Raw genomic sequence first — 21,029 nt, 5'->3', positions numbered from 1 at the left:
GATGGCGTCGGAGCCCGCGGCGCCCAAACCGGCGTTGCGCCCGGATACGACGTTTGGGGCGGCCCGTAAATCAACGGGGCATTGTTGAAGACAGGAGGGAACTCCATGGCGGCACGGCGTTAATCGTTAAAGTAGAGCAAATCGCTCGGCTCTAGACGGCTGCGCAAATTTGCGGCAAATTGCATTCAATTAGATTTAGAGGTTTGGGCGCCCGCAGTCTTGCGGGCCAGGCGCCGAAGCCTCTCGAAGCTGAATATTTAAAGACAAGAAAAATTGCGAGCATGCGGAGTGCAGGGCCGCACGCGAAACGGGCAGGGTAATGGCGGTCGGAGTCTTTTCACGGTAGGCGTCTAATGGCACATGGGCGGCCTTTGGCCGCGCGCCCCACGAATATTGCTGATGGGCATCGTGCGTGTTGTTGTGAATTGATTTTCGGGTGCGATCACGCCTGCTCTGCGTTAGCAGAGTTCAAGGAGTGTGTATTGAGTCGCGTCAATTTCATCCCGAAGGCCCAGCCACTGATCAACTGGTCCGAAGTTGAATCGCGCCTCCAAGGAATTTCAAATTCTGCTTCTTCATCGTCAGCCGATCTTCCGATCGAGCCTGCGCTCACTCCGGCTAGTGATCGGCCGGCTCTGATTGCTTTTCCTGTCGCTCTATCAAGACATCATTCCCGGAATCGAGCCAGCTAATCACGCATCCGTTTGATCAAATAGCAGAAGCTGTGACGCGAATTGTACGAAAAGAATTATTGGAGCATCTCTAATGGCAAGCGCCAGCGGCGACACCACCATTATCATGACGGGAACCACTAACGACAATCTGGTCGGAGGTTCTGGCAACGACACGCTGTACGGAGGTGCAGGTAGCGATCGTCTCAACGGTGGTTCTGGAGACGACACCCTTAACGGCGGCAGCGGCTTTGATACCGTTTTGGGCGGATCAGGATCCGATACCCTGATATATAAGGCCTATGAAAATCAGTACATCTTGGGATCGACCGGCTTCACCGCCACCAACCAGCAAATCAGCGGCGGGACTATTTATTCAGGAACCGATCAGACGAGTCTCGGCATTGTTGGCGCGTCTACGGTCGTCTCAGGTACAACATTCCAGGGCTACGACTCCTACGACGGCGGAAATGGTGCTGTGCAGCTCGGCAAGGCGGGGGCGACGCCGGATGTCGATACGCTCCAGATCTGGCTGAGCGCCGCGCAGTTAGCCGATGCAGATATTCGGGCCGAGATTTCATATTATAAGAACGTCTGGGTTCCTGCGCACATCAGTGCTCAAACCGGACAAGCCGACGGTACCATCTATACCTTCAAAACTCTCAATTTGCAGGTTTCTGCGATCGAGAAAGTTGAAGTACGTGATGCCTCGGGCAATCTTACTATCGCAGCCACTGCCGATACAGCATCGGCGACAGAAGCGGGCGGTATTAATAACGGCACTGCTGGCGTCAATCCGACCGGCAACGTCCTAACGAACGATTTCGATTTCAATGCAGCTTCCAAGGCGGTCGCGGGCGTTGTGGCGGGCACCACCAGTGCCGCGTTGAGCTCGGGCGCCGGCACCGATGTGGTTGGTGCGCACGGTACCCTGCATCTCAATACCGATGGCTCTTATACCTATACGGTGAACAACGGCCAGGGCGCGGTCGAGGCGCTGCGCACGTTTAGTGACACGCTGACGGATACGTTCTCCTATACAGTAAAAGATACCACGGGGGCGACGGCTACCACGACGCTGACGGTGACGATCCATGGCAGCAACGACAATCCGACGGTTTCGGCGCTGGTCGATCACAACCTCGTCGAAGCCGGCGGCGTTGCCAATGGCACGCTCGGCACCGCGACTGCGACCGCAACCATCACCAAGGGCGACGTCGACGGCACCGCCAGCTACGACACCGCCGCCTTGACCAGCGACGGCTGGACCGATGCCGGCTCCGGCAATTGGACCAAGGCCGGGACCTACGGCACCGCCACGCTGCATACCGGCAGCAACACGCTCACCTATGCGCTCGACGATACGCTGACCGCCACCCAGGCGCTCAACACCAGCAGCCATCCGACCGAGACCTTCACCGTTCCGGTCACCGATGGCACCGCCACGGCATCCACCAACGTCGTGTTCACCATCGACGGCAGCAACGACAATCCGACGGTTTCGGCGCTGGTCGATCACAACCTCGTCGAAGCCGGCGGCGTTGCCAATGGCACGCTCGGCACCGCGACTGCGACCGCAACCATCACCAAGGGCGACGTCGACGGCACCGCCAGCTACGACACCGCCGCCTTGACCAGCGACGGCTGGACCGATGCCGGCTCCGGCAATTGGACCAAGGCCGGGACCTACGGCACCGCCACGCTGCATACCGGCAGCAACACGCTCACCTATGCGCTCGACGATACGCTGACCGCCACCCAGGCGCTCAACACCAGCAGCCATCCGACCGAGACCTTCACCGTTCCGGTCACCGATGGCACCGCCACGGCATCCACCAACGTCGTGTTCACCATCGACGGCAGCAACGACAATCCGACGGTTTCGGCGCTGGTCGATCACAACCTCGTCGAAGCCGGCGGCGTTGCCAATGGCACGCTCGGCACCGCGACTGCGACCGCAACCATCACCAAGGGCGACGTCGACGGCACCGCCAGCTACGACACCGCCGCCTTGACCAGCGACGGCTGGACCGATGCCGGCTCCGGCAATTGGACCAAGGCCGGGACCTACGGCACCGCCACGCTGCATACCGGCAGCAACACGCTCACCTATGCGCTCGACGATACGCTGACCGCCACCCAGGCGCTCAACACCAGCAGCCATCCGACCGAGACCTTCACCGTTCCGGTCACCGATGGCACCGCCACGGCATCCACCAACGTCGTGTTCACCATCGACGGCAGCAACGACAATCCGACGGTTTCGGCGCTGGTCGATCACAACCTCGTCGAAGCCGGCGGCGTTGCCAATGGCACGCTCGGCACCGCGACTGCGACCGCAACCATCACCAAGGGCGACGTCGACGGCACCGCCAGCTACGACACCGCCGCCTTGACCAGCGACGGCTGGACCGATGCCGGCTCCGGCAATTGGACCAAGGCCGGGACCTACGGCACCGCCACGCTGCATACCGGCAGCAACACGCTCACCTATGCGCTCGACGATACGCTGACCGCCACCCAGGCGCTCAACACCAGCAGCCATCCGACCGAGACCTTCACCGTTCCGGTCACCGATGGCACCGCCACGGCATCCACCAACGTCGTGTTCACCATCGACGGCAGCAACGACAATCCGACGGTTTCGGCGCTGGTCGATCACAACCTCGTCGAAGCCGGCGGCGTTGCCAATGGCACGCTCGGCACCGCGACTGCGACCGCAACCATCACCAAGGGCGACGTCGACGGCACCGCCAGCTACGACACCGCCGCCTTGACCAGCGACGGCTGGACCGATGCCGGCTCCGGCAATTGGACCAAGGCCGGGACCTACGGCACCGCCACGCTGCATACCGGCAGCAACACGCTCACCTATGCGCTCGACGATACGCTGACCGCCACCCAGGCGCTCAACACCAGCAGCCATCCGACCGAGACCTTCACCGTTCCGGTCACCGATGGCACCGCCACGGCATCCACCAACGTCGTGTTCACCATCGACGGCAGCAACGACAATCCGACGGTTTCGGCGCTGGTCGATCACAACCTCGTCGAAGCCGGCGGCGTTGCCAATGGCACGCTCGGCACCGCGACTGCGACCGCAACCATCACCAAGGGCGACGTCGACGGCACCGCCAGCTACGACACCGCCGCCTTGACCAGCGACGGCTGGACCGATGCCGGCTCCGGCAATTGGACCAAGGCCGGGACCTACGGCACCGCCACGCTGCATACCGGCAGCAACACGCTCACCTATGCGCTCGACGATACGCTGACCGCCACCCAGGCGCTCAACACCAGCAGCCATCCGACCGAGACCTTCACCGTTCCGGTCACCGATGGCACCGCCACGGCATCCACCAACGTCGTGTTCACCATCGACGGCAGCAACGACAATCCGACGGTTTCGGCGCTGGTCGATCACAACCTCGTCGAAGCCGGCGGCGTTGCCAATGGCACGCTCGGCACCGCGACTGCGACCGCAACCATCACCAAGGGCGACGTCGACGGCACCGCCAGCTACGACACCGCCGCCTTGACCAGCGACGGCTGGACCGATGCCGGCTCCGGCAATTGGACCAAGGCCGGGACCTACGGCACCGCCACGCTGCATACCGGCAGCAACACGCTCACCTATGCGCTCGACGATACGCTGACCGCCACCCAGGCGCTCAACACCAGCAGCCATCCGACCGAGACCTTCACCGTTCCGGTCACCGATGGCACCGCCACGGCATCCACCAACGTCGTGTTCACCATCGACGGCAGCAACGACAATCCGACGGTTTCGGCGCTGGTCGATCACAACCTCGTCGAAGCCGGCGGCGTTGCCAATGGCACGCTCGGCACCGCGACTGCGACCGCAACCATCACCAAGGGCGACGTCGACGGCACCGCCAGCTACGACACCGCCGCCTTGACCAGCGACGGCTGGACCGATGCCGGCTCCGGCAATTGGACCAAGGCCGGGACCTACGGCACCGCCACGCTGCATACCGGCAGCAACACGCTCACCTATGCGCTCGACGATACGCTGACCGCCACCCAGGCGCTCAACACCAGCAGCCATCCGACCGAGACCTTCACCGTTCCGGTCACCGATGGCACCGCCACGGCATCCACCAACGTCGTGTTCACCATCGACGGCAGCAACGACAATCCGACGGTTTCGGCGCTGGTCGATCACAACCTCGTCGAAGCCGGCGGCGTTGCCAATGGCACGCTCGGCACCGCGACTGCGACCGCAACCATCACCAAGGGCGACGTCGACGGCACCGCCAGCTACGACACCGCCGCCTTGACCAGCGACGGCTGGACCGATGCCGGCTCCGGCAATTGGACCAAGGCCGGGACCTACGGCACCGCCACGCTGCATACCGGCAGCAACACGCTCACCTATGCGCTCGACGATACGCTGACCGCCACCCAGGCGCTCAACACCAGCAGCCATCCGACCGAGACCTTCACCGTTCCGGTCACCGATGGCACCGCCACGGCATCCACCAACGTCGTGTTCACCATCGACGGCAGCAACGACAATCCGACGGTTTCGGCGCTGGTCGATCACAACCTCGTCGAAGCCGGCGGCGTTGCCAATGGCACGCTCGGCACCGCGACTGCGACCGCAACCATCACCAAGGGCGACGTCGACGGCACCGCCAGCTACGACACCGCCGCCTTGACCAGCGACGGCTGGACCGATGCCGGCTCCGGCAATTGGACCAAGGCCGGGACCTACGGCACCGCCACGCTGCATACCGGCAGCAACACGCTCACCTATGCGCTCGACGATACGCTGACCGCCACCCAGGCGCTCAACACCAGCAGCCATCCGACCGAGACCTTCACCGTTCCGGTCACCGATGGCACCGCCACGGCATCCACCAACGTCGTGTTCACCATCGACGGCAGCAACGACAATCCGACGGTTTCGGCGCTGGTCGATCACAACCTCGTCGAAGCCGGCGGCGTTGCCAATGGCACGCTCGGCACCGCGACTGCGACCGCAACCATCACCAAGGGCGACGTCGACGGCACCGCCAGCTACGACACCGCCGCCTTGACCAGCGACGGCTGGACCGATGCCGGCTCCGGCAATTGGACCAAGGCCGGGACCTACGGCACCGCCACGCTGCATACCGGCAGCAACACGCTCACCTATGCGCTCGACGATACGCTGACCGCCACCCAGGCGCTCAACACCAGCAGCCATCCGACCGAGACCTTCACCGTTCCGGTCACCGATGGCACCGCCACGGCATCCACCAACGTCGTGTTCACCATCGACGGCAGCAACGATGCGCCGGTGGCCAAAGCCGATACTGGTGAGGTGAACGAGGATGCTACGCTCACGGTGTTGGCGGCTAATGGCGTAGTCCAGGGCACGACCGGCGGATCAGTAGCCGATACCGATGTCGACAACGCCACGAACACGCTGGTGGTCTCCGGCGTGGTTGCCGGCACTGGAGCCGTAACGCAGGGGGTTGGCGTCGCGACCTCGATCGCGGGCACCTACGGTCATCTGACGCTGAATGCGAACGGCTCGTACAGCTACGTAGCCGACACCGCCAACAGCCTCGCCACGGGTGTCACGGCGATGGACACCTTCACCTACACGGCCAAGGACCCGGGCGGGCTCGTGTCCAACAGCACGACGCTGAAGATCACGGTGACCGGCACCAATGACGCCCCAGTTCTCGATCCGTCCAAAACGCCGGTGCTCACGGCAGAGAACCAAGGCAGCGGTGCGCCAGCGGGAGCTGTCGGTACGTTGGTCTCTAGCTTGGTGGATCTTAATCCACCCAGCGGGGGGGTAGACAATGTTACCGATGTCGATACAGGGGCCGTGGTCGGCATCGCACTTACCGGTACCGATACGAGCCACGGCACCTGGTTCTTTTCCACAAATAACGGCACAACGTGGAACCCTGTAGGAGCGGTGTCAAACAGCACGGCTCTACTCCTCTCGGCGGACGCCAACACGCGGCTTTACTTCCAACCAAGCGCGGGCTTTACCGGTATAGATACAAATGCCATCACCTTCCGCGCTTGGGATCAGACCAGCGGCTCGAACGGGGCCAAGGTGGATACCTCGTTAAATGGCGGTACTACGGCATTTTCGACCACCACTGATACTGCGAACCTCACTATCAATGCGACCGACACAACTCCGCCTACGGTGATATCGATTACGGGTGGCAACTCGTTGCCTGCGGGCAATAGCGAAACGATCACGTTTACCTTCAGCGAAAAAGTTGCAAATCTGACGCTTGGAGATATATCGCTAAACGATAGCTCAAATGGGACTAGTTTGAGCAATCTTCAGACCGCCGATGGCGGCCTCACTTGGACAGCGACGTTCACCAAGGGCAGCTCCAATAGTACAACAATCACCGTTTTTAACAGTGGCACCTCGGCTGCTACGGATCCCTATTGGACTGACCTTGCGGGAAATGCCGGAGTAGGTGGTGGATCCCTGACTATTTCGAAAAAGGCTCCCGCGGGTGTCTCGGGTCAGCAAATCAACCTCGGCTTGGAGCAACCGGAAGGAAATGACACCGCTGTATCGTTGACGATAACAAATCTCCCGACGGCGTGGATCGTACCAAACGGCTCCAAGCTTAGTGACGGTTCCTGGGCCGTAACCGAGACCGACATAAGCGCGCTTACAATTGTGACGCCCGTTGAGTTTGTCGGAGCTGCGGTTATCACGGTTTCCGCCACCTGGGCGAATCCCGATGGTAGCTTCGGCACACTTCTGGTCGGCGACAATGTCGAAGCGTACGCCCCAGGATCCCCAATTTTTGCGTGGTCCGGCGACGATCACCTGACCGGCTCGAGCGGCCACGATACCTTCGTGTTCTCGCAGCCGATCGGCAACGACGTGGTACACAGCTTCGAGGTATCCTCCGACGTCATCGACCTGATCAGCTATGGCTGGCAGAGCTTCGCGGACGTTCAGGCTCATACCGCCGATAATGCGAGTGGTAATGCTGTGATCACGTTGGCCGACGGCCAAACGATCACGCTCGATGACGTACACGCGTCGGATCTCACCGCCGCGAACTTCGAATTCGACGTAACACCGACGGTCGAAAACCCGGGTCCAATGACCATCGGCGATGGCGCGATGCTGCCGCTGTCGGGTATCATGCACAATACCGGAACGATCGAGCTGCAGGCCTCTGGCGATGACACGCTGCTGCAGATCATCCAGACCGGGATCACGCTCAACGGCGGCGGCCACGTGGTCCTGTCCGACGATGATCACAACATCATCGCTGGCACGGCCTCGAACGTCACGCTGGACAACGTCGACAATATGATCTCCGGTGCCGGCCAAATCGGCCAAGGCAGCTTGACGCTGAGCAATGAGGGCACCATCGATGCCACCGGCAGCCATGCCCTGGTGATCGATACCGGCGCCAACGTGATTTCGAATGCTGGCACGCTGGAAGCGACCGGCACGGGTGGGCTGATGCTCGCTAGTGCGGTGGCCAACAGCGGCCTGATCTGGGCCAATGGCGGCACGGTCACAGCACAGGGCGAGGTTACCGGCAACGGCGGCGCTCTGATCAGCGGGGCCGGCACTATCGAGTTTGGGGCGGCCTCGGCGGCAGGCGTCATTTTCGACACAACTGCTGCCGGCCACCTGATCCTGGACGATGCCTTCCACTTCTCCGGTACAGTGAGCGGCCTCGATGGCAATGACGACATCGACATCAAGGGCGTCAGCTTCGGCGCCGGCACCACGTTGAGCTTCACGGAGAACGAGGCCGGGACGGGCGGCACTTTGACGGTATCCGACGGGGCGCACACGGCGAACATCGTCCTGCTCGGTCAATACGATCCGAATGGCTTTGCCGAGAAGGCCGACGCCGCGAACGGCACGGTGATCACCTATGATCCACACCACATCGCCTGAACGTCGTGAACGCGTCGCTCGCGGCGAATAATAACCGGGGGAGGTTGACCCCGTAAGTTTACCCTCTTGGCGGTTTCGCGCCGGCGGCGGCTGTTCGCGTGGCCGTCGGCCATGTAAAGTAGGAGCCGATTGTATGTTTGATTTTTTTGAGCTTTTCGGCTGTCGGCTCATAGCTGCCGGCCATCATGTTTAAGGGGGGCTCCGGCCAGGATTCCAAGTGAGTACCCTTCGTAAAAGAGCAGACGAATTCCGGCAGGCACTGCAAGCCTGCCAGAGCTATTTTGTGACTGCAGCGATATTCAGCCTAGCCATCAACCTGCTCTATTTGGCGGGTCCGCTCTACATGCTGCAGGTCTATGACCGCGTGATTTCGAGCGCTAGCGAGGTCACGCTGTTGATGCTGACCCTTGCGCTGTTGCTGGCGTTCATGGCGCTTGCGGGTCTCGATGCGGTACGCGCGCGCGTACTGGCGCGCACCAGCATCCGCCTTGATCGGAGGGTCGCGCCGCGGGTGATGACCGCCATCATCGATCATTCGGCAAAAATTGGCGGCGCGCGCAGCCAGCTGTTGCGCGATTTCGACACGTTTCGCCAATTCATCACCGGATCGGGAATTCATGCGATCTTCGATTTGCCGTGGGCGCCGATCTATATCGCCGTGATTTTCGCTCTGCACCCGCTCCTCGGGGCATTTGCCCTGGGGTGCTCGATCATTCTGGTGCTGATGGGCTTCCTGAATGAATGGGTCGTCAAGCCGCCGCTTTCCGAATCCAGCGAGGCGGCAAATCGAAATTACGGTTTCACCGAGATGAGCCTGCGCAACACCGAAGTGGTGCGCGCAATGGGGATGTCCGCCGGCCTTCTGAAGCGCTGGAGCAGGGACCGCGACCGGATGATCGAGCGCCAGGTCGCGGCGAGCGATCGCGCGGCCACCATGCAGAGCATGATTCGCTTCCTGCGGCTGTCGATGCAATCCTTGATCCTTGGTCTTGGCGCCTATCTCGTGATCGAGCGGCTCACAACCGCGGGTGCCATGTTTGCCGCCAGCATCCTGCTTGGCCGCGCCCTACAGCCGGTCGAACAGATCGTCGGGTCATGGCGCAGTCTCATCTCGGCCCGCGGTGCATTCTTGCGGGTGCAGGAGTTGTTGGCTGCGAATCCGCCGCGTCAGCCAGAACTGATGCTGCCGCGACCCGAAGGTCACCTTTCGGTCGAAGCGCTGTCCTTTGCCGCGCCTGGCACATCGAAGCCTATTCTGCGGGGAGTCACGTTCCAGATTGCCCCGGGTGAAGTGCTTGGAATTATCGGCCCCTCGGGGGCCGGAAAATCCACGCTGGCGCGCCATATCGTTGGTGTTCAGGCCCCATCGGCGGGTGCCGTTCGCCTCGACGGGTCCGACGTTTCGACGTGGATCAGGTCGTCGCTCGGCCAGCATCTTGGCTATCTTCCGCAGGATATCGAGCTGTTTGCCGACAGCATCGCCGCCAATATCTGCCGGTTCGACCGGAAAGAGGACAGGGAGATTATCTCGGCGGCCCAGACGGCCGGTGTGCATGACATGATTCTGCGTCTGCCGGAGGGGTATGACACTCAAGTCGGGGAGGGTGGCGCGATCCTGTCGGGAGGCATTCGCCAGCGGATCGCGCTTGCGCGCGCGGCTTACGGCAACCCGAGCCTCGTTGTGCTCGACGAGCCAAGTTCGAATCTCGACTCCGAAGGCGACGCAGCGTTGGCCGACTGCATTACCGAATTGAAGAAGCGTGGAACAACCGTGGTGATCATTTCGCATCGGCCTGCCACCATCGGCGTGGTCGACAAGATATTGGTGTTGCGCGAGGGCGTGGCCGAGATGTTCGGGCCACGCAGCGAAATCCTGTCGCGCCTGACGCGGCCTGTGCCGGTAGCGGCAGTTCGGGGAGCGGCTGGCTAGGAGAGATCATGGCGTTACTTGATGTTGCAAATCTGTCGATGCGCCCTGGAGCCGCACCGCGCGGCACAAAGCCCACGAACAACGATGGCGCGCCGAACGATTCCATTCGCAACGTTGCCATCGCGGGGTGGATGATTATCGCCGTCTTCTTCGGCGGCATCGGCACCTGGGCGGTGACCGCGCCGCTCAATGGGGCGGTGGTCGCCAACGCCGTGGTGAAGGTCGATGGCAACCGCAAGAGCCTCCAGCACCTTGATGGCGGTATCGTCAAGGTATTGCACGTCAGGGAGGGCGATAGGGTGCGCGCGGGCGATCTGCTGATCGTCCTCGATGAGACCCAGGCGCGCGCGGAACATGAGGTGCTCACACAGCAATATGCTGTGCTGCGCGCAACGGAAGTCCGGCTCCTGACCGAGCTTGACCATGGCTCCCAACTTGCCATGCCGCCGGATTTGAAGGCGCGCTCCGACGATCCCTATTTCAAGAGCGTCTGGAACGGGCAGCTTAGTCAGTTCGACACCCGCCGGGCGTCGCTCGAAGGGCAACGAAGCGTGGTCCGCGAGAAGATCAACCAGCTGGGCTCCCAGATCGTCGGCGCGGAAGCGCAGGTAAAATCGTTCACCAACCAGATCGACTCAGTGCGCAAAGAAGCCAAGGACATCGCTCCGCTCGTCGAGCGAGGGCTGATCGCCCGCCCGCGCATTCTGCAGCTGGAGCGGACCGCGTACGGTCTCGAAGGCCAGATCGCCGATGCGAACGCCAGCATTGCCAAGGCGCGCCAGGCGATTGCGGAGCAGGAGCAGCAGATCGCCCAGCTCGACAACGACCGGATGACCGACGTGACGAAGGACTTGCGCGACACGCAGGCCAAGCTGCTGGAGGTGATTCCGAAGGCGATGAATGCCAAGGCCGTGTTGGGCCGGATGGAAATTCGCGCGCCCTATACCGGACGCGTGGTCGGACTCAACGTGTTTTCGGTCGGAGGCGTCATCCAGCGCGGCGACAAGATTCTGGACATCGTGCCGGACGAGGACTCGCTGACAATCGAGGCCCAAGTCGCGGTCGAAGATATCAGCGACGTACATCCGAACACGCGCGCGGAAGTCCACCTAACCGCCTACAAGCAGCGCATCGTTCCAATCATCCACGGTGACGTCATTCAGGTCTCGGCGGACCGCTTGACGGATCCCAAGACCAACAATCCTTATTACACGGCCTTCGTTCGAATCGACCAGGACGAGTTGGCGACCATGCCCAACATTCGCCTTTACCCGGGTATGCCGGCAACGGTCATGATCCCGACGGTTCAGCGAACCGCGTTTGATTATATCGTGGGGCCGCTCATTATGTCGTTCAACCATGCGTTCCGGCAGAAGTGACGGCTGATCGCGCCTGAACCGGACAGCGATGAGTGCCGTGAGCGCACGGTCGCGGCGGTGAGCCCATGACGGACAGCATTGGCTCCGACGCTCCTCGTTACCCGCGGAACGCTTCCGTAAGGCGCTCATATTCGTTGAATTGATTGTAGGCCTGCGCCGATAGGCGTACCCAGAGTGAGCCCCTAAATGGGATAACCGCAGCATCGATTCGGTGTTTCTCACGCAAGGCGCCAGGCGGTCACCGGTGGCGACAATCCAATCTGTGCTTAAAGGTAGGCCGAAACAAAGATTGACATCCCGAGCCAGAAGGCCATGCTTTCAGACAACAATCAGGAAAGAGTGGCAATTTTTGATAGCCAACTGACGATCATGCATTGAACTTTTCTTTCAGGAGGAAATTTCTATGAAGCGATTGGTTCTGATAGTTGCAGCCTTAACGTTGTCTGGTGGTGCACTTGCTCAACCTCGCGAGGTTATTCCTACAGACCAGATTTCTCTCGCCAGAGGTCAGATCAAGGTGCTGGTGTTCGATGAGCAGATCGGGCGTATCAATGTCGTTGGCAAAGGCATCGTTGAGGCTGAGCCGCAGACGGACAAACAGATGTCGGTTGAAGGGATTGGGTCCGGTTCAAGTCAGCTTTTCGTGTTTTCCAAAGATGGTAAGCAGATATATAGCGCGGCCGTCGTGGTGACGGCGGAGTTGGGGCACCTGGTCAAGATCTACGGCAACAATAAGAATGACGATCTGAACGCGGGTCACGCGCTGGTCTGGTGCAACGAATTTGGCTGCGGACGTCCCGATGGAGACCTATCGAAACCGACATCGTTTGGCGTCGAGCGAGTGCGCAATAGGTAGTCAGCCCGCGGTTGCAAGGTAAGCGTCGTTCTCAAGCCACGGCTTTGAGGGATTGCGCGCGATAGGCCCAAGGAAGCAGCTGATCGATATCGCTGTTTAGATGGCCGTTGACGATCCTTGTGAGGACGTCGGCCAGATAGGCAAGCGGATCGACCTCATTCAGCTTACAGGTTTCGACCAGGGAGGCGATGGTGGCCCAATGCTCGGCGCCGCCATCGGAGCCTGCGAACAGCGCATTTTTCCGGTTGAGCGTGATCGGACGGATCGAGCGCTCGACAGCGTTGTTGTCGAGCTCGATACGGCCATCATCGATGAAGCGCGTCAGGCCTTCCCAGCGGGAGAGCGCATAACGGATGGCGTCGGCCAACTTGCCCTTTTTGCTAATCAGCGCGAGCTTTGCGCGGAGCCATCGCCCGAAGGCTTCGGCCAGCGGACGGCTTTTCTGTTGCCGAACGAGATGACGCTCCTCGGCGCTGCGGCCACGGATGCCCTTCTCGATGGCATAGAACTCGGCGATATGCTTGAGCGCCTCGCTTGCAACGGGCGCGGGGCCAGGGGCGGCAAGTTCGTAGAAGTTACGCCGCATGTGCGACCAGCAGAATGCAAGCTGAACGTCGCCACGCTCGGCCAGTTTGCTATAGCCGGCGTAGCCATCGACCTGCAGGATCCCCTTGAAGCCTGCCAGATGGGCGATGGGCCGGTCGGCTTTGCGATCGGCGGCATAGACATAGGCGACGCTTGGCGGATCGGCACCGCCCCATGGCCGGTCATCCGCCGCATAGGCCCAGAGCTGACCGGTCTTGGTACGCCCGCGGCCCGGATCGAGCACCGGCATCGTCGTCTCGTCGGCGAACAGCTTTGACCGTTGCCTGAGCTTGCCAAGGAGGCGCTCATGCAACGGACGTAGGTGGAAGGAGGCCTGTCCCACCCAATCCGCCAACGTCGAACGATCGATTTCAATGCCTTGGCGGGCGTAAATCTGCGCTTGCCGGTAGAGCGGCAGGTGATCGGCGTATTTGGAGACCAGGACGTGGGCGACCGTGGCCTCGGTCGGCAGTCCGCCCGCGATCAGCCTGGCCGGGGCCGGCGCCTGCATGACGCCGTCCTCGCAAGCTCGGCAGGCGTATTTGGGACGCCTGGTGACGAGGATCCGGAACTGCGCGGGGACCAGGTCCAGCCGCTCGCTCCTGTCCTCGCCGATCCGGTGTAACTCGCCTTGGCAGCAGGGACAGGTCTTGTCATCGATGTCGACAATGACCTCGATCCGCGGCAGGTGCGTCGGCAAGGCGCCACGGTTGCCGCGGCGCTTACGAGCCCGCGCCTCACGACCTTCAGGTGCGCTGACGTCCTGCGCCGTTTCGCTGTACGCTGCCACCTGCTCGACGTCTTCCAGGCCCAGCAGCATCTGATCTTCGGGCAGCGTTTCCGCCCGCCGGCCAAACCGGTGTCGCTGCATTTCCTTGATGATCTGACGCAGCCGTTCGCTCTCGCACCGTTCAGCGAGCAGCATCGCTTTCAGCGTCTCGGGATCGTCGGGCAGAGTGTCCTTCACACCCAAATCAGAGAGCTGGCCCCGGTTGTTTGGACAGCGCCCCGCTGGATTTAAGTGGATTCCTGCCGGGTTATGCTGAACGCGGGGCTTTACGATTTTGTCGTTGCGTCGGGAGGGCGTAGCCCGACCAGAGCGACGACAAAATCGTCGGCGACGGTCATGCGGCCATCACCATAGCTTGCGTGCCGAAGTAAGCCTCGTCGGGCGTGCGCCCGTCAAGGCTCGAGTGAGGGCGTCCCTGATTGTAGAAGGCCAGATACTTGGCAATTGACGCTCGCGCCTCGGACACGCTGTCGTAGGCGCGGAGATAAACTTCTTCGTATTTGACCGTGCGCCAGAGCCGCTCGACAAACACGTTGTCGCGCCAGGCGCCCTTGCCGTCCATGCTGATGGCGATCTTCGCGTCCAGCAGCACATCGGTGAACTCGAGGCTGGTGAACTGGCTGCCCTGATCCGTGTTGAAAATCTCGGGTCTGCCGTGCTTCGCCAACGCCTCCTGGACCGCTTGGACGCAGAAGGCCGCCTCCATTGTGATCGAGACGCGATGGGCCAGGACCCGTCGGCTGAACACATCGACGACCGCCGCGAGATAGACGAAGCCACGCCGCATCGGAATGTAGGTGATGTCCATTGCCCACGCATGGTCGGGCCGCTCGATCTTCAATCCGCGCAACAGGTACGGGTAGATCTTGTGACCCGGAGCCGGCTTGCTCGTGTTCGGGCGACGATAGACCGCCTCGATCCCCATGCGCTTCATCAGCGTCGCGATGTGGCGGCGACCGGCGTATACCCCCTCCCGCCGCAGCAACGATCGCAGCATACGCGCTCCCGCGAAGGGATAATCGAGATGCAGCTCATCGAGCCGACGCATCAAGGCAAGGTCCTCGGCCGAAACTGGCCGAGGTTCATAGTAGACCGTGCTGCGAGCCAGCTTCAGGACCTTCGCCTGGCGCACGATAGAAAGATCATGACCGCGGTCGATCATCGCTTTGCGCTCAGCAGGCCCGCCTTGGTGAGCGCGCCGGACAAAAAATCGTTTTCCAACGCCAGCTCGCCGATCTTGGCATGCAACGCCTTCAAATCGACCGGCGTCTCGGCCGATGTCTTGTCATGCCCAAACACGCCGGCGGCGCCTTCCAGGAGCTGGTTTTTCCAGATCGTGATCTGGTTCGGATGAACATCAAACAGTTGCGCCAGCTCCGCCAGTGTCTTGTCTCCTTTGACCGCAGCCAAAGCAACCTTCGCCTTGAATGCCGGAGAATGCGTCCGGCGGCTCTTCTTCGTCATCTTCGCTCCTGATTCGCAGCAAGAATCCTCGCCGCTGTCAGGCAGAAAATCCACTCAAGCTACTGTCCGAATTTGCGGGGCCAGCTCTTCAGAGCATATTCGCCGCCATCTCGCGACGCGCCCGACGCTCCTGATTCACTTCGCCGCAGCACTGCCAACAGCTATCCGGGCCGCGCTGGCGCCGGCGTTTCCCGTGCTTCGTGCACAAGGCGCCAGTCGAGTCCTTCCAGCAGCGCGGACAATTGCGCCGCCGACAGGCGCATCACACCGTCCTCGATCTTCGGCCAGCGGAAGATCCCATCCTCAAGCCTCTTGGCGAACAGGCACAAGCCCGTTCCATCCCAGAACACCAGCTTGATCCGATCCGCCCGCTTGGCCCGGAACACATAGACAGCTCCCGAGAACGGGTTAGCTCCCATGCTCTCGCGCACCAGGGTCGCAAGACCGTCCATGCCCTTGCGGAAGTCTACCGGTTTGGTCGCCACCATCACCCGGACAGCACCCGACGGACCGATCACCGGCTCGCCTTCAGCGCTTGGACAATCGATGCAATCATCGTTGGGTCCGCACCACGACCGGCACGGATCGTGATGCCGTCAACTTCGATCTCGATGACCCCGGTATCCGGCTTGGCCTTGCACCGCATTCCTTTGCGCTCACGGCCAAGAGCGGGCGCCGGTACCACGGCGTCCACCACCGCCGGCACAAACTGTACTTCGTCCGCCTCGAAATGACCGCCTGCGGCTTCTCGCAACTGCCGCCGCCAGCCAAACAGCTGCTGCGGTGACAAGCCATGCCGTCGTGCCACGGAACACACCGAGTCGCCACTCGACACGATCTCCGCGACAATCCGCGCCTTGTCCTCGTTGCTCCACTTCCGCCGACGACCGGCTCCGGTGAAGACCTCAAGCCGCCGCACCGGCTCCGTGATAGCAGTATGCACTGTGTTCATTCTAAGCCTAACGGTCGAACCGAACCGCAGACTCGCAGATCACCCTGTCATCCGGTAGGTGGCCGCTGAACAGCGCTTACGTTGCAAGGGCGGTATTAGCAAGATCCGCCGGCCGGCAACGCTTGCGGCGTGACTTACCTCGTCGGCACATGGGCATCGGGGCCGGTCAGATCCGTGGCCTCAAGACGATCGGCCCCCTTTGCGCGACTTGCAGGAGGGCTAAATTCCACCATGTCATGACGGATGGTTCATCCGCCTGCCATAGAGACGCCTGGCGCTGGCCGCCGCCACCACGAGCCGACGCGAGCGAGGATGAGGATTGAAACAATCAGCGTGACACCGAGCCCCGTCGGCTTCGCCGCGAAGTAGCCCGCAACAAGAACGAGCGTGCAGGCCAGTGCCGGAAGTTCGTAGCTGCGAAAGCCCACCCTTAGTCCTGTGCGGACTAGGAAAGCGACGGCAATAGCGAGCACCACCATGTCGTAGATGGCGACATAGGGTGTGGCCAGCAGTGTTCCAGCGGCCAAAGCGGCAGCCTTTAAGGAATAGGGCAGACGGCTTCGCCACATCAGCGCCAGCCCTGCTGCAACAAGCGCAGCGAGGGTAAACTGGAATGTCCAGGCTAGTTGCTCGGCACCACCGAAATAACGCACGATCGAGTAGAAGCTCTGCAACTTCCACCATGTCGCTTTGCCCTCGGTCATTATCGCCTGCGAGGATTTCGGCAGCCAGTGGAAGAATGCCAACCAGCTCTCGGTGCCAAAGGTGAGCCACGACGCCACGAACACGGCGATCGTCGTCACGGTGGCGCTGATAAACACGCGCCAATGCCCGGCCGCAATCAGCACGATCGGAAACAGCAGCCCGTACTGCGGCTTGTACGTCAATAATCCAAGACAGATGCCGGCAAGTGCCGGGCGTATCGGGATCAAATATAGCGTGCCACCGATCAGCGCCGCGGTGAGGAAGCCGTTCTGCCCAACCAACGCATTGATAAAAACAAATGGAGTTGCGAGCGCGAGCAGGATGCCGAAGTTGTGCCCTACGATCGCGCGCATGACGGCGAGATAAGGCACAAGACTCGCGAGGATCCAGCCGAGATAAGCCACCGAATAGGGCAACAGTGCCAGCGCGCATGCGACGAAGAAGAACGGCGGAGGGTAATGCCAGGGGAAATCGCCCTCAAAATCCTGGCCGAGTTGGGCGACCTCGATCCGCTTCAGGATGTCCCATTCAAACGCTTGCGCCGGAACACCCTCGATCGCGAGATGCCCGCTAGCCCAGAAGCTGATAAAGTCCGTCGGGATGCCGAGGCCATTCCGATCATAAATCCACGCGCGCGACAGATACGCCATCAAGCAAATTGTGAAGTTCATGGCGCAAAGGGCAAAACTGACCTTCCGAAGCGCCGTGGGAATTTCGATTTGGCCCTGTGCGATCCTGAAGGAGGAGCCTGAGGCAGCCATGCAATATCCTTGGTCGGAAGCACTCTTGTCGGAGAGCCGCATAGCAATACGGCGCGTAGAGAGGAGTGTCCAGAATCTCGGGCGCTTTCGGACCGAAACGCCGGTACAGGTGCTTCGATTTCCGCCTCGGTACATCCCTCACTTTCTCGCATAGCCCGTTCGGGTCAGGGTGCCTCGATCTTGTTCGATACAGCTCCCTCGATGTCCTAAGAAAGCTTCGTCCTATCCATCCTGCCATTCGACTCAAAAGCTGGGCCGCATTATCTATGCTAGGGAGAAGATTAAGCACCTTGAGAGCTTTTCGTTGCTCTAATGGGTCGAAGTAGAGGATGGTCGATCCTAGGACAGAGGCCATGCTTTCAATTCCGGTGGATCGAGAAGCGATGCGGAGCGGGGCGCCTACGCGCAGCGATCACCTTCGGCCCTGGCTGCCACTCCTATGCGCGGCGACGGTTTGGCTGACGCTCATCACCAGGATCTCCAGCCTGTTGAGGGATGCAGATGTCTATTGGCATATTGAGGTCGGCCAGTGGATAGTGGATCACCGTGCCGTACCTCACGTCGACCTGTTCTCTTTCACGATGCGCGGGGCGCCTTGGATAACCAGCGCATGGTTATCGGAGGTCCTTTACTTCGCTGCCTTCAAATTGGCGGGGTGGGTAGGACCCGCTCTGCTTTGCGCGCTGTCCGCGTCCATAGCGTTCTTCCTGCTTGCATCTCTTTTGCTGAAAAGACTGCCGAACGTACCGGTCGTGATCCTGGTGTGTGCTGGAATTGCGATGACCGCGTTCCACACGCTGGCCCGGCCGCATGTCCTGATCTTTCCGTTGATGGTGCTGTGGGCTAACGCCTTGGTTCAGGCGAGCGAAGCACGACGAGCGCCTTCGCTCGTGTATCTCCCGCTCATCACGCTCTGGGCAAACCTTCACGGCAGCTTCACCCTTGGTTTGGCATTGATCGGGCCGTTCGCGCTTGAGGCGCTTTGGACCGCAGACAAATCCGCCCGCTTGACCGTCGCGCTGCAATGGCTTCGATTTGGGGTGCTGGCTCTCGGGGCCGCCTGCATCACCCCGTATGGGCCGGAATCGATCCTGGTTACATTTCGCCTTTTGAGCTTTGGGACGACCCTTGCAACCCTCGGCGAGTGGAAGCCGGCGCTCGACTTCGGCGCACTCAACCCAATCGTAATATGCCTTATCGCCGCTATCGGCTACGTCATGTACAGCGGGTTCAAGTTGCCTCCGATCAGGCTTACGATACTGCTCGCCGTCATTTGGCAGACTCTTGCCCACGTGCGCTATGTAGACGTTTGTGCGCTGGTTGCGCCGTTCCTGATTGCCGGTCCCTTAGGCCAGCACCTCTCATGGCCTCAGTTGCAGCTCAGCCGAAAGGTCGTACCTCCGACAAGCACAGCGTTTATTATGGTCATTGCCACCCTCTTGGTCGCAAGCGGCCTGATCTTGGCGACGAAGGATCACTCGCCACCGCTTGTTCCGCGCGTCGCGGTGGAAAAGCTCAAGGAGCGCCAAACAAATCGCGTATTGAACGACTACTACTTCGGCGGATATCTGATTTCCCAGGGCATTCCGGTATTCATTGATTCACGCGCCGAATTGTATGGACCGGCTTTCCTTAACCGCTATGTGCGGGCCATCTCGCTCGATGATCTGGCGGATTTTGTCAGATTGCTCGATGAATGCAAAATTGACGCGACGCTACTTTTCCCGTCGACCCCGGCGGTAGGCCTGCTCGATCGACTGCCAGAATGGGAGCGGAGTTATGCCGATGATGTCGCCATTGTGCACATTCGGCGCACGCCTCGGTAGGCATGGATTGCGTGAATAGTCGGCTTGCCAGACTCTCCGAACTGCTGCGGACGGATGACGGAGATACGCGAGCCTGAAGCGACCTGCTGTGCCAAACTATCCCTTCGAGATCGTGCCAGGGGCGGCACAAACCTTGAGGTGCCGCGCGATCGCCTGTGCCGCGGAACTCCGCTAGCTGGTCGCGCGGCGCGGCGGTAATCCAACCGAAGAGCGGCGGGCGAATCGGAGTTAACTCGAAAACCGCTATAGAGCCCGGGATCCTACGGGGCGTCATGCCGGCTGAAGCGGTGAAAACGTTCGTCCGGCTGTCGCTTGTGTGTTTTCTGACGCCGTCACTTTTCCTGTTTCAGTTAGGTCCTTGGATGCGAGGTTGGACCTTCGGCAAACGCGCCCGTATTCGCACGGAGAGCTACCTCTGCGAGCCGCGAGCGCTGGGAATTACTAAATATACTCAAGGGATTCCGACCGCCACCTGGGCGCAGCTCTCTGCAGCTCAGCGAGGCTTACGGCTGCCCACAGTAGGGTTAACAAAGGATTACCGATGACAGCTTTCGCGCAAGGTATTATAAACTAAACTTAGTTGGCACCGGAATTGCTCGCCAACGTTTGTGGCTCATTCATCTTAAAAAGGGATATTTTCCTATGTTGAAGTATTGCGTCATGGTTACCGAAACCCTGAAGCGTCTGCGCGACAATGAGGACGGCGTTGTGTCGTTCGAGTACGTCATTGTCGCCGCCTGCATCGTTGCCGCAGTGGCCGCCGCTTTCGGTACCGGTGGTAGTGGTCCTATCGTCGACGCTCTCAGCAGTGCGATCTCGAGTGTCGCCAGCAAGGTCACGTCTGCCATCGGTTAAGCGGCAGTCATACAAGGGCCGGGGGGCCCTTGATCTGTGCCCCCCGCTCACGTTGCGGAACAAAATAGTCTAGCGCAAAAGGATTCGTCCGATGTTGAAGTATTGCATCAGGGCCACGGACGCGATGAAGCGTCTGCGTGCCGACGAGGACGGCGTTGTGTCGTTCGAGTACGTGATTGTCGCCGCCTGTATCGTTGCCGCAGTGGCCGCTGCGTTCGGTACTGGTGGTAGTGGTCCTATCGTCGACGCACTCAGCAGTGCGATCTCGAGCATTGCCAGCAGGGTCACAGCTGCCGTCGCATAGCATGGCTGCCTCAGCCCGGGGGAGGGC

General features: G+C 60.9%; 12 protein-coding genes. 7 read left to right on the top strand and 5 right to left on the bottom strand.

Going from position 1 to position 21,029, the window contains the following annotated elements:
* Positions 1–765: 765 nt before the first annotated feature.
* From JEY66_RS28690 to JEY66_RS28675, 4 genes are all read left to right on the top strand, one after another.
* On the top strand, positions 766–8,595 hold the full coding sequence (locus JEY66_RS28690; RefSeq protein WP_248887566.1) for a VCBS domain-containing protein: 7,830 nt from the start codon (positions 766–768) through the stop codon (positions 8,593–8,595).
* 217 nt (positions 8,596–8,812) lie between these two features.
* A complete protein-coding gene (locus tag JEY66_RS28685; protein ID WP_026192574.1) occupies positions 8,813–10,525 on the top strand; it encodes a type I secretion system permease/ATPase in 1,713 nt (570 codons plus the stop codon).
* An 8-nt stretch (positions 10,526–10,533) separates the two neighbouring features.
* Positions 10,534–11,904: an HlyD family type I secretion periplasmic adaptor subunit gene (locus JEY66_RS28680; protein ID WP_026192575.1), complete on the top strand. Its 1,371-nt coding sequence runs from the start codon at positions 10,534–10,536 to the stop codon at positions 11,902–11,904.
* 403 nt (positions 11,905–12,307) lie between these two features.
* Positions 12,308–12,760: a pilus assembly protein N-terminal domain-containing protein gene (locus JEY66_RS28675; protein WP_018270891.1), complete on the top strand. Its 453-nt coding sequence runs from the start codon at positions 12,308–12,310 to the stop codon at positions 12,758–12,760.
* Positions 12,761–12,791: 31 nt separating this feature from the next.
* Here JEY66_RS28675 and tnpC read toward each other — a convergent pair whose 3' ends face one another.
* The 5 genes from tnpC to JEY66_RS28650 all read right to left on the bottom strand — a co-directional run bounded on the left by tnpC (position 12,792) and on the right by JEY66_RS28650 (position 18,017).
* Positions 12,792–14,270, bottom strand: a complete 1,479-nt coding sequence (tnpC, locus tag JEY66_RS28670; protein ID WP_051110154.1) for an IS66 family transposase — start codon at positions 14,268–14,270, stop codon at positions 12,792–12,794.
* 199 nt (positions 14,271–14,469) lie between these two features.
* A protein-coding gene (locus tag JEY66_RS28665; RefSeq protein WP_085967575.1) for an IS3-like element ISRj2 family transposase occupies positions 14,470–15,599 on the bottom strand; the annotation gives its coding sequence in 2 pieces (ribosomal slippage) (positions 14,470–15,347 and positions 15,347–15,599; 1,131 coding nt in all).
* Positions 15,600–15,760: 161 nt separating this feature from the next.
* Positions 15,761–16,117 (bottom strand): IS66 family insertion sequence element accessory protein TnpB, encoded by a 357-nt coding sequence (gene tnpB, locus JEY66_RS28660; protein WP_018270894.1) that lies wholly within the window; start codon positions 16,115–16,117, stop codon positions 15,761–15,763.
* Complete coding sequence (gene tnpA, locus JEY66_RS28655) at positions 16,114–16,551, bottom strand: IS66-like element accessory protein TnpA (RefSeq protein WP_018270895.1); 438 nt, start codon at positions 16,549–16,551, stop codon at positions 16,114–16,116. Before tnpA ends, tnpB begins: the two co-directional genes overlap by 4 nt.
* A gap of 248 nt (positions 16,552–16,799) precedes the next feature.
* Positions 16,800–18,017 (bottom strand): glycosyltransferase family 87 protein, encoded by a 1,218-nt coding sequence (locus JEY66_RS28650; protein WP_026192576.1) that lies wholly within the window; start codon positions 18,015–18,017, stop codon positions 16,800–16,802.
* A 353-nt stretch (positions 18,018–18,370) separates the two neighbouring features.
* Here JEY66_RS28650 and JEY66_RS28645 point away from each other — a divergent pair, with 353 nt between their 5' ends.
* The 3 genes from JEY66_RS28645 to JEY66_RS28635 all read left to right on the top strand — a co-directional run bounded on the left by JEY66_RS28645 (position 18,371) and on the right by JEY66_RS28635 (position 21,002).
* A complete protein-coding gene (locus JEY66_RS28645) occupies positions 18,371–19,843 on the top strand; it encodes a hypothetical protein (RefSeq protein ID WP_244620930.1) in 1,473 nt (490 codons plus the stop codon).
* Positions 19,844–20,503: 660 nt separating this feature from the next.
* Positions 20,504–20,698 carry a hypothetical protein gene (locus JEY66_RS28640; protein WP_244620929.1) on the top strand — a complete coding sequence of 65 codons (195 nt, stop codon included), beginning with the start codon at positions 20,504–20,506 and terminating at the stop codon, positions 20,696–20,698.
* Positions 20,699–20,789: 91 nt separating this feature from the next.
* On the top strand, positions 20,790–21,002 hold the full coding sequence (locus JEY66_RS28635; RefSeq protein WP_018270900.1) for a hypothetical protein: 213 nt from the start codon (positions 20,790–20,792) through the stop codon (positions 21,000–21,002).
* Positions 21,003–21,029: the final 27 nt, after the last annotated feature.

The sequence above is a fragment of the Bradyrhizobium elkanii USDA 76 genome (genome assembly GCF_023278185.1).
GTDB lineage: Bacteria > Pseudomonadota > Alphaproteobacteria > Rhizobiales > Xanthobacteraceae > Bradyrhizobium > Bradyrhizobium elkanii.
The sequence above is the reverse complement of the archived record's forward strand: the minus strand, read 5'-3'. Positions and strand labels throughout refer to the sequence as shown.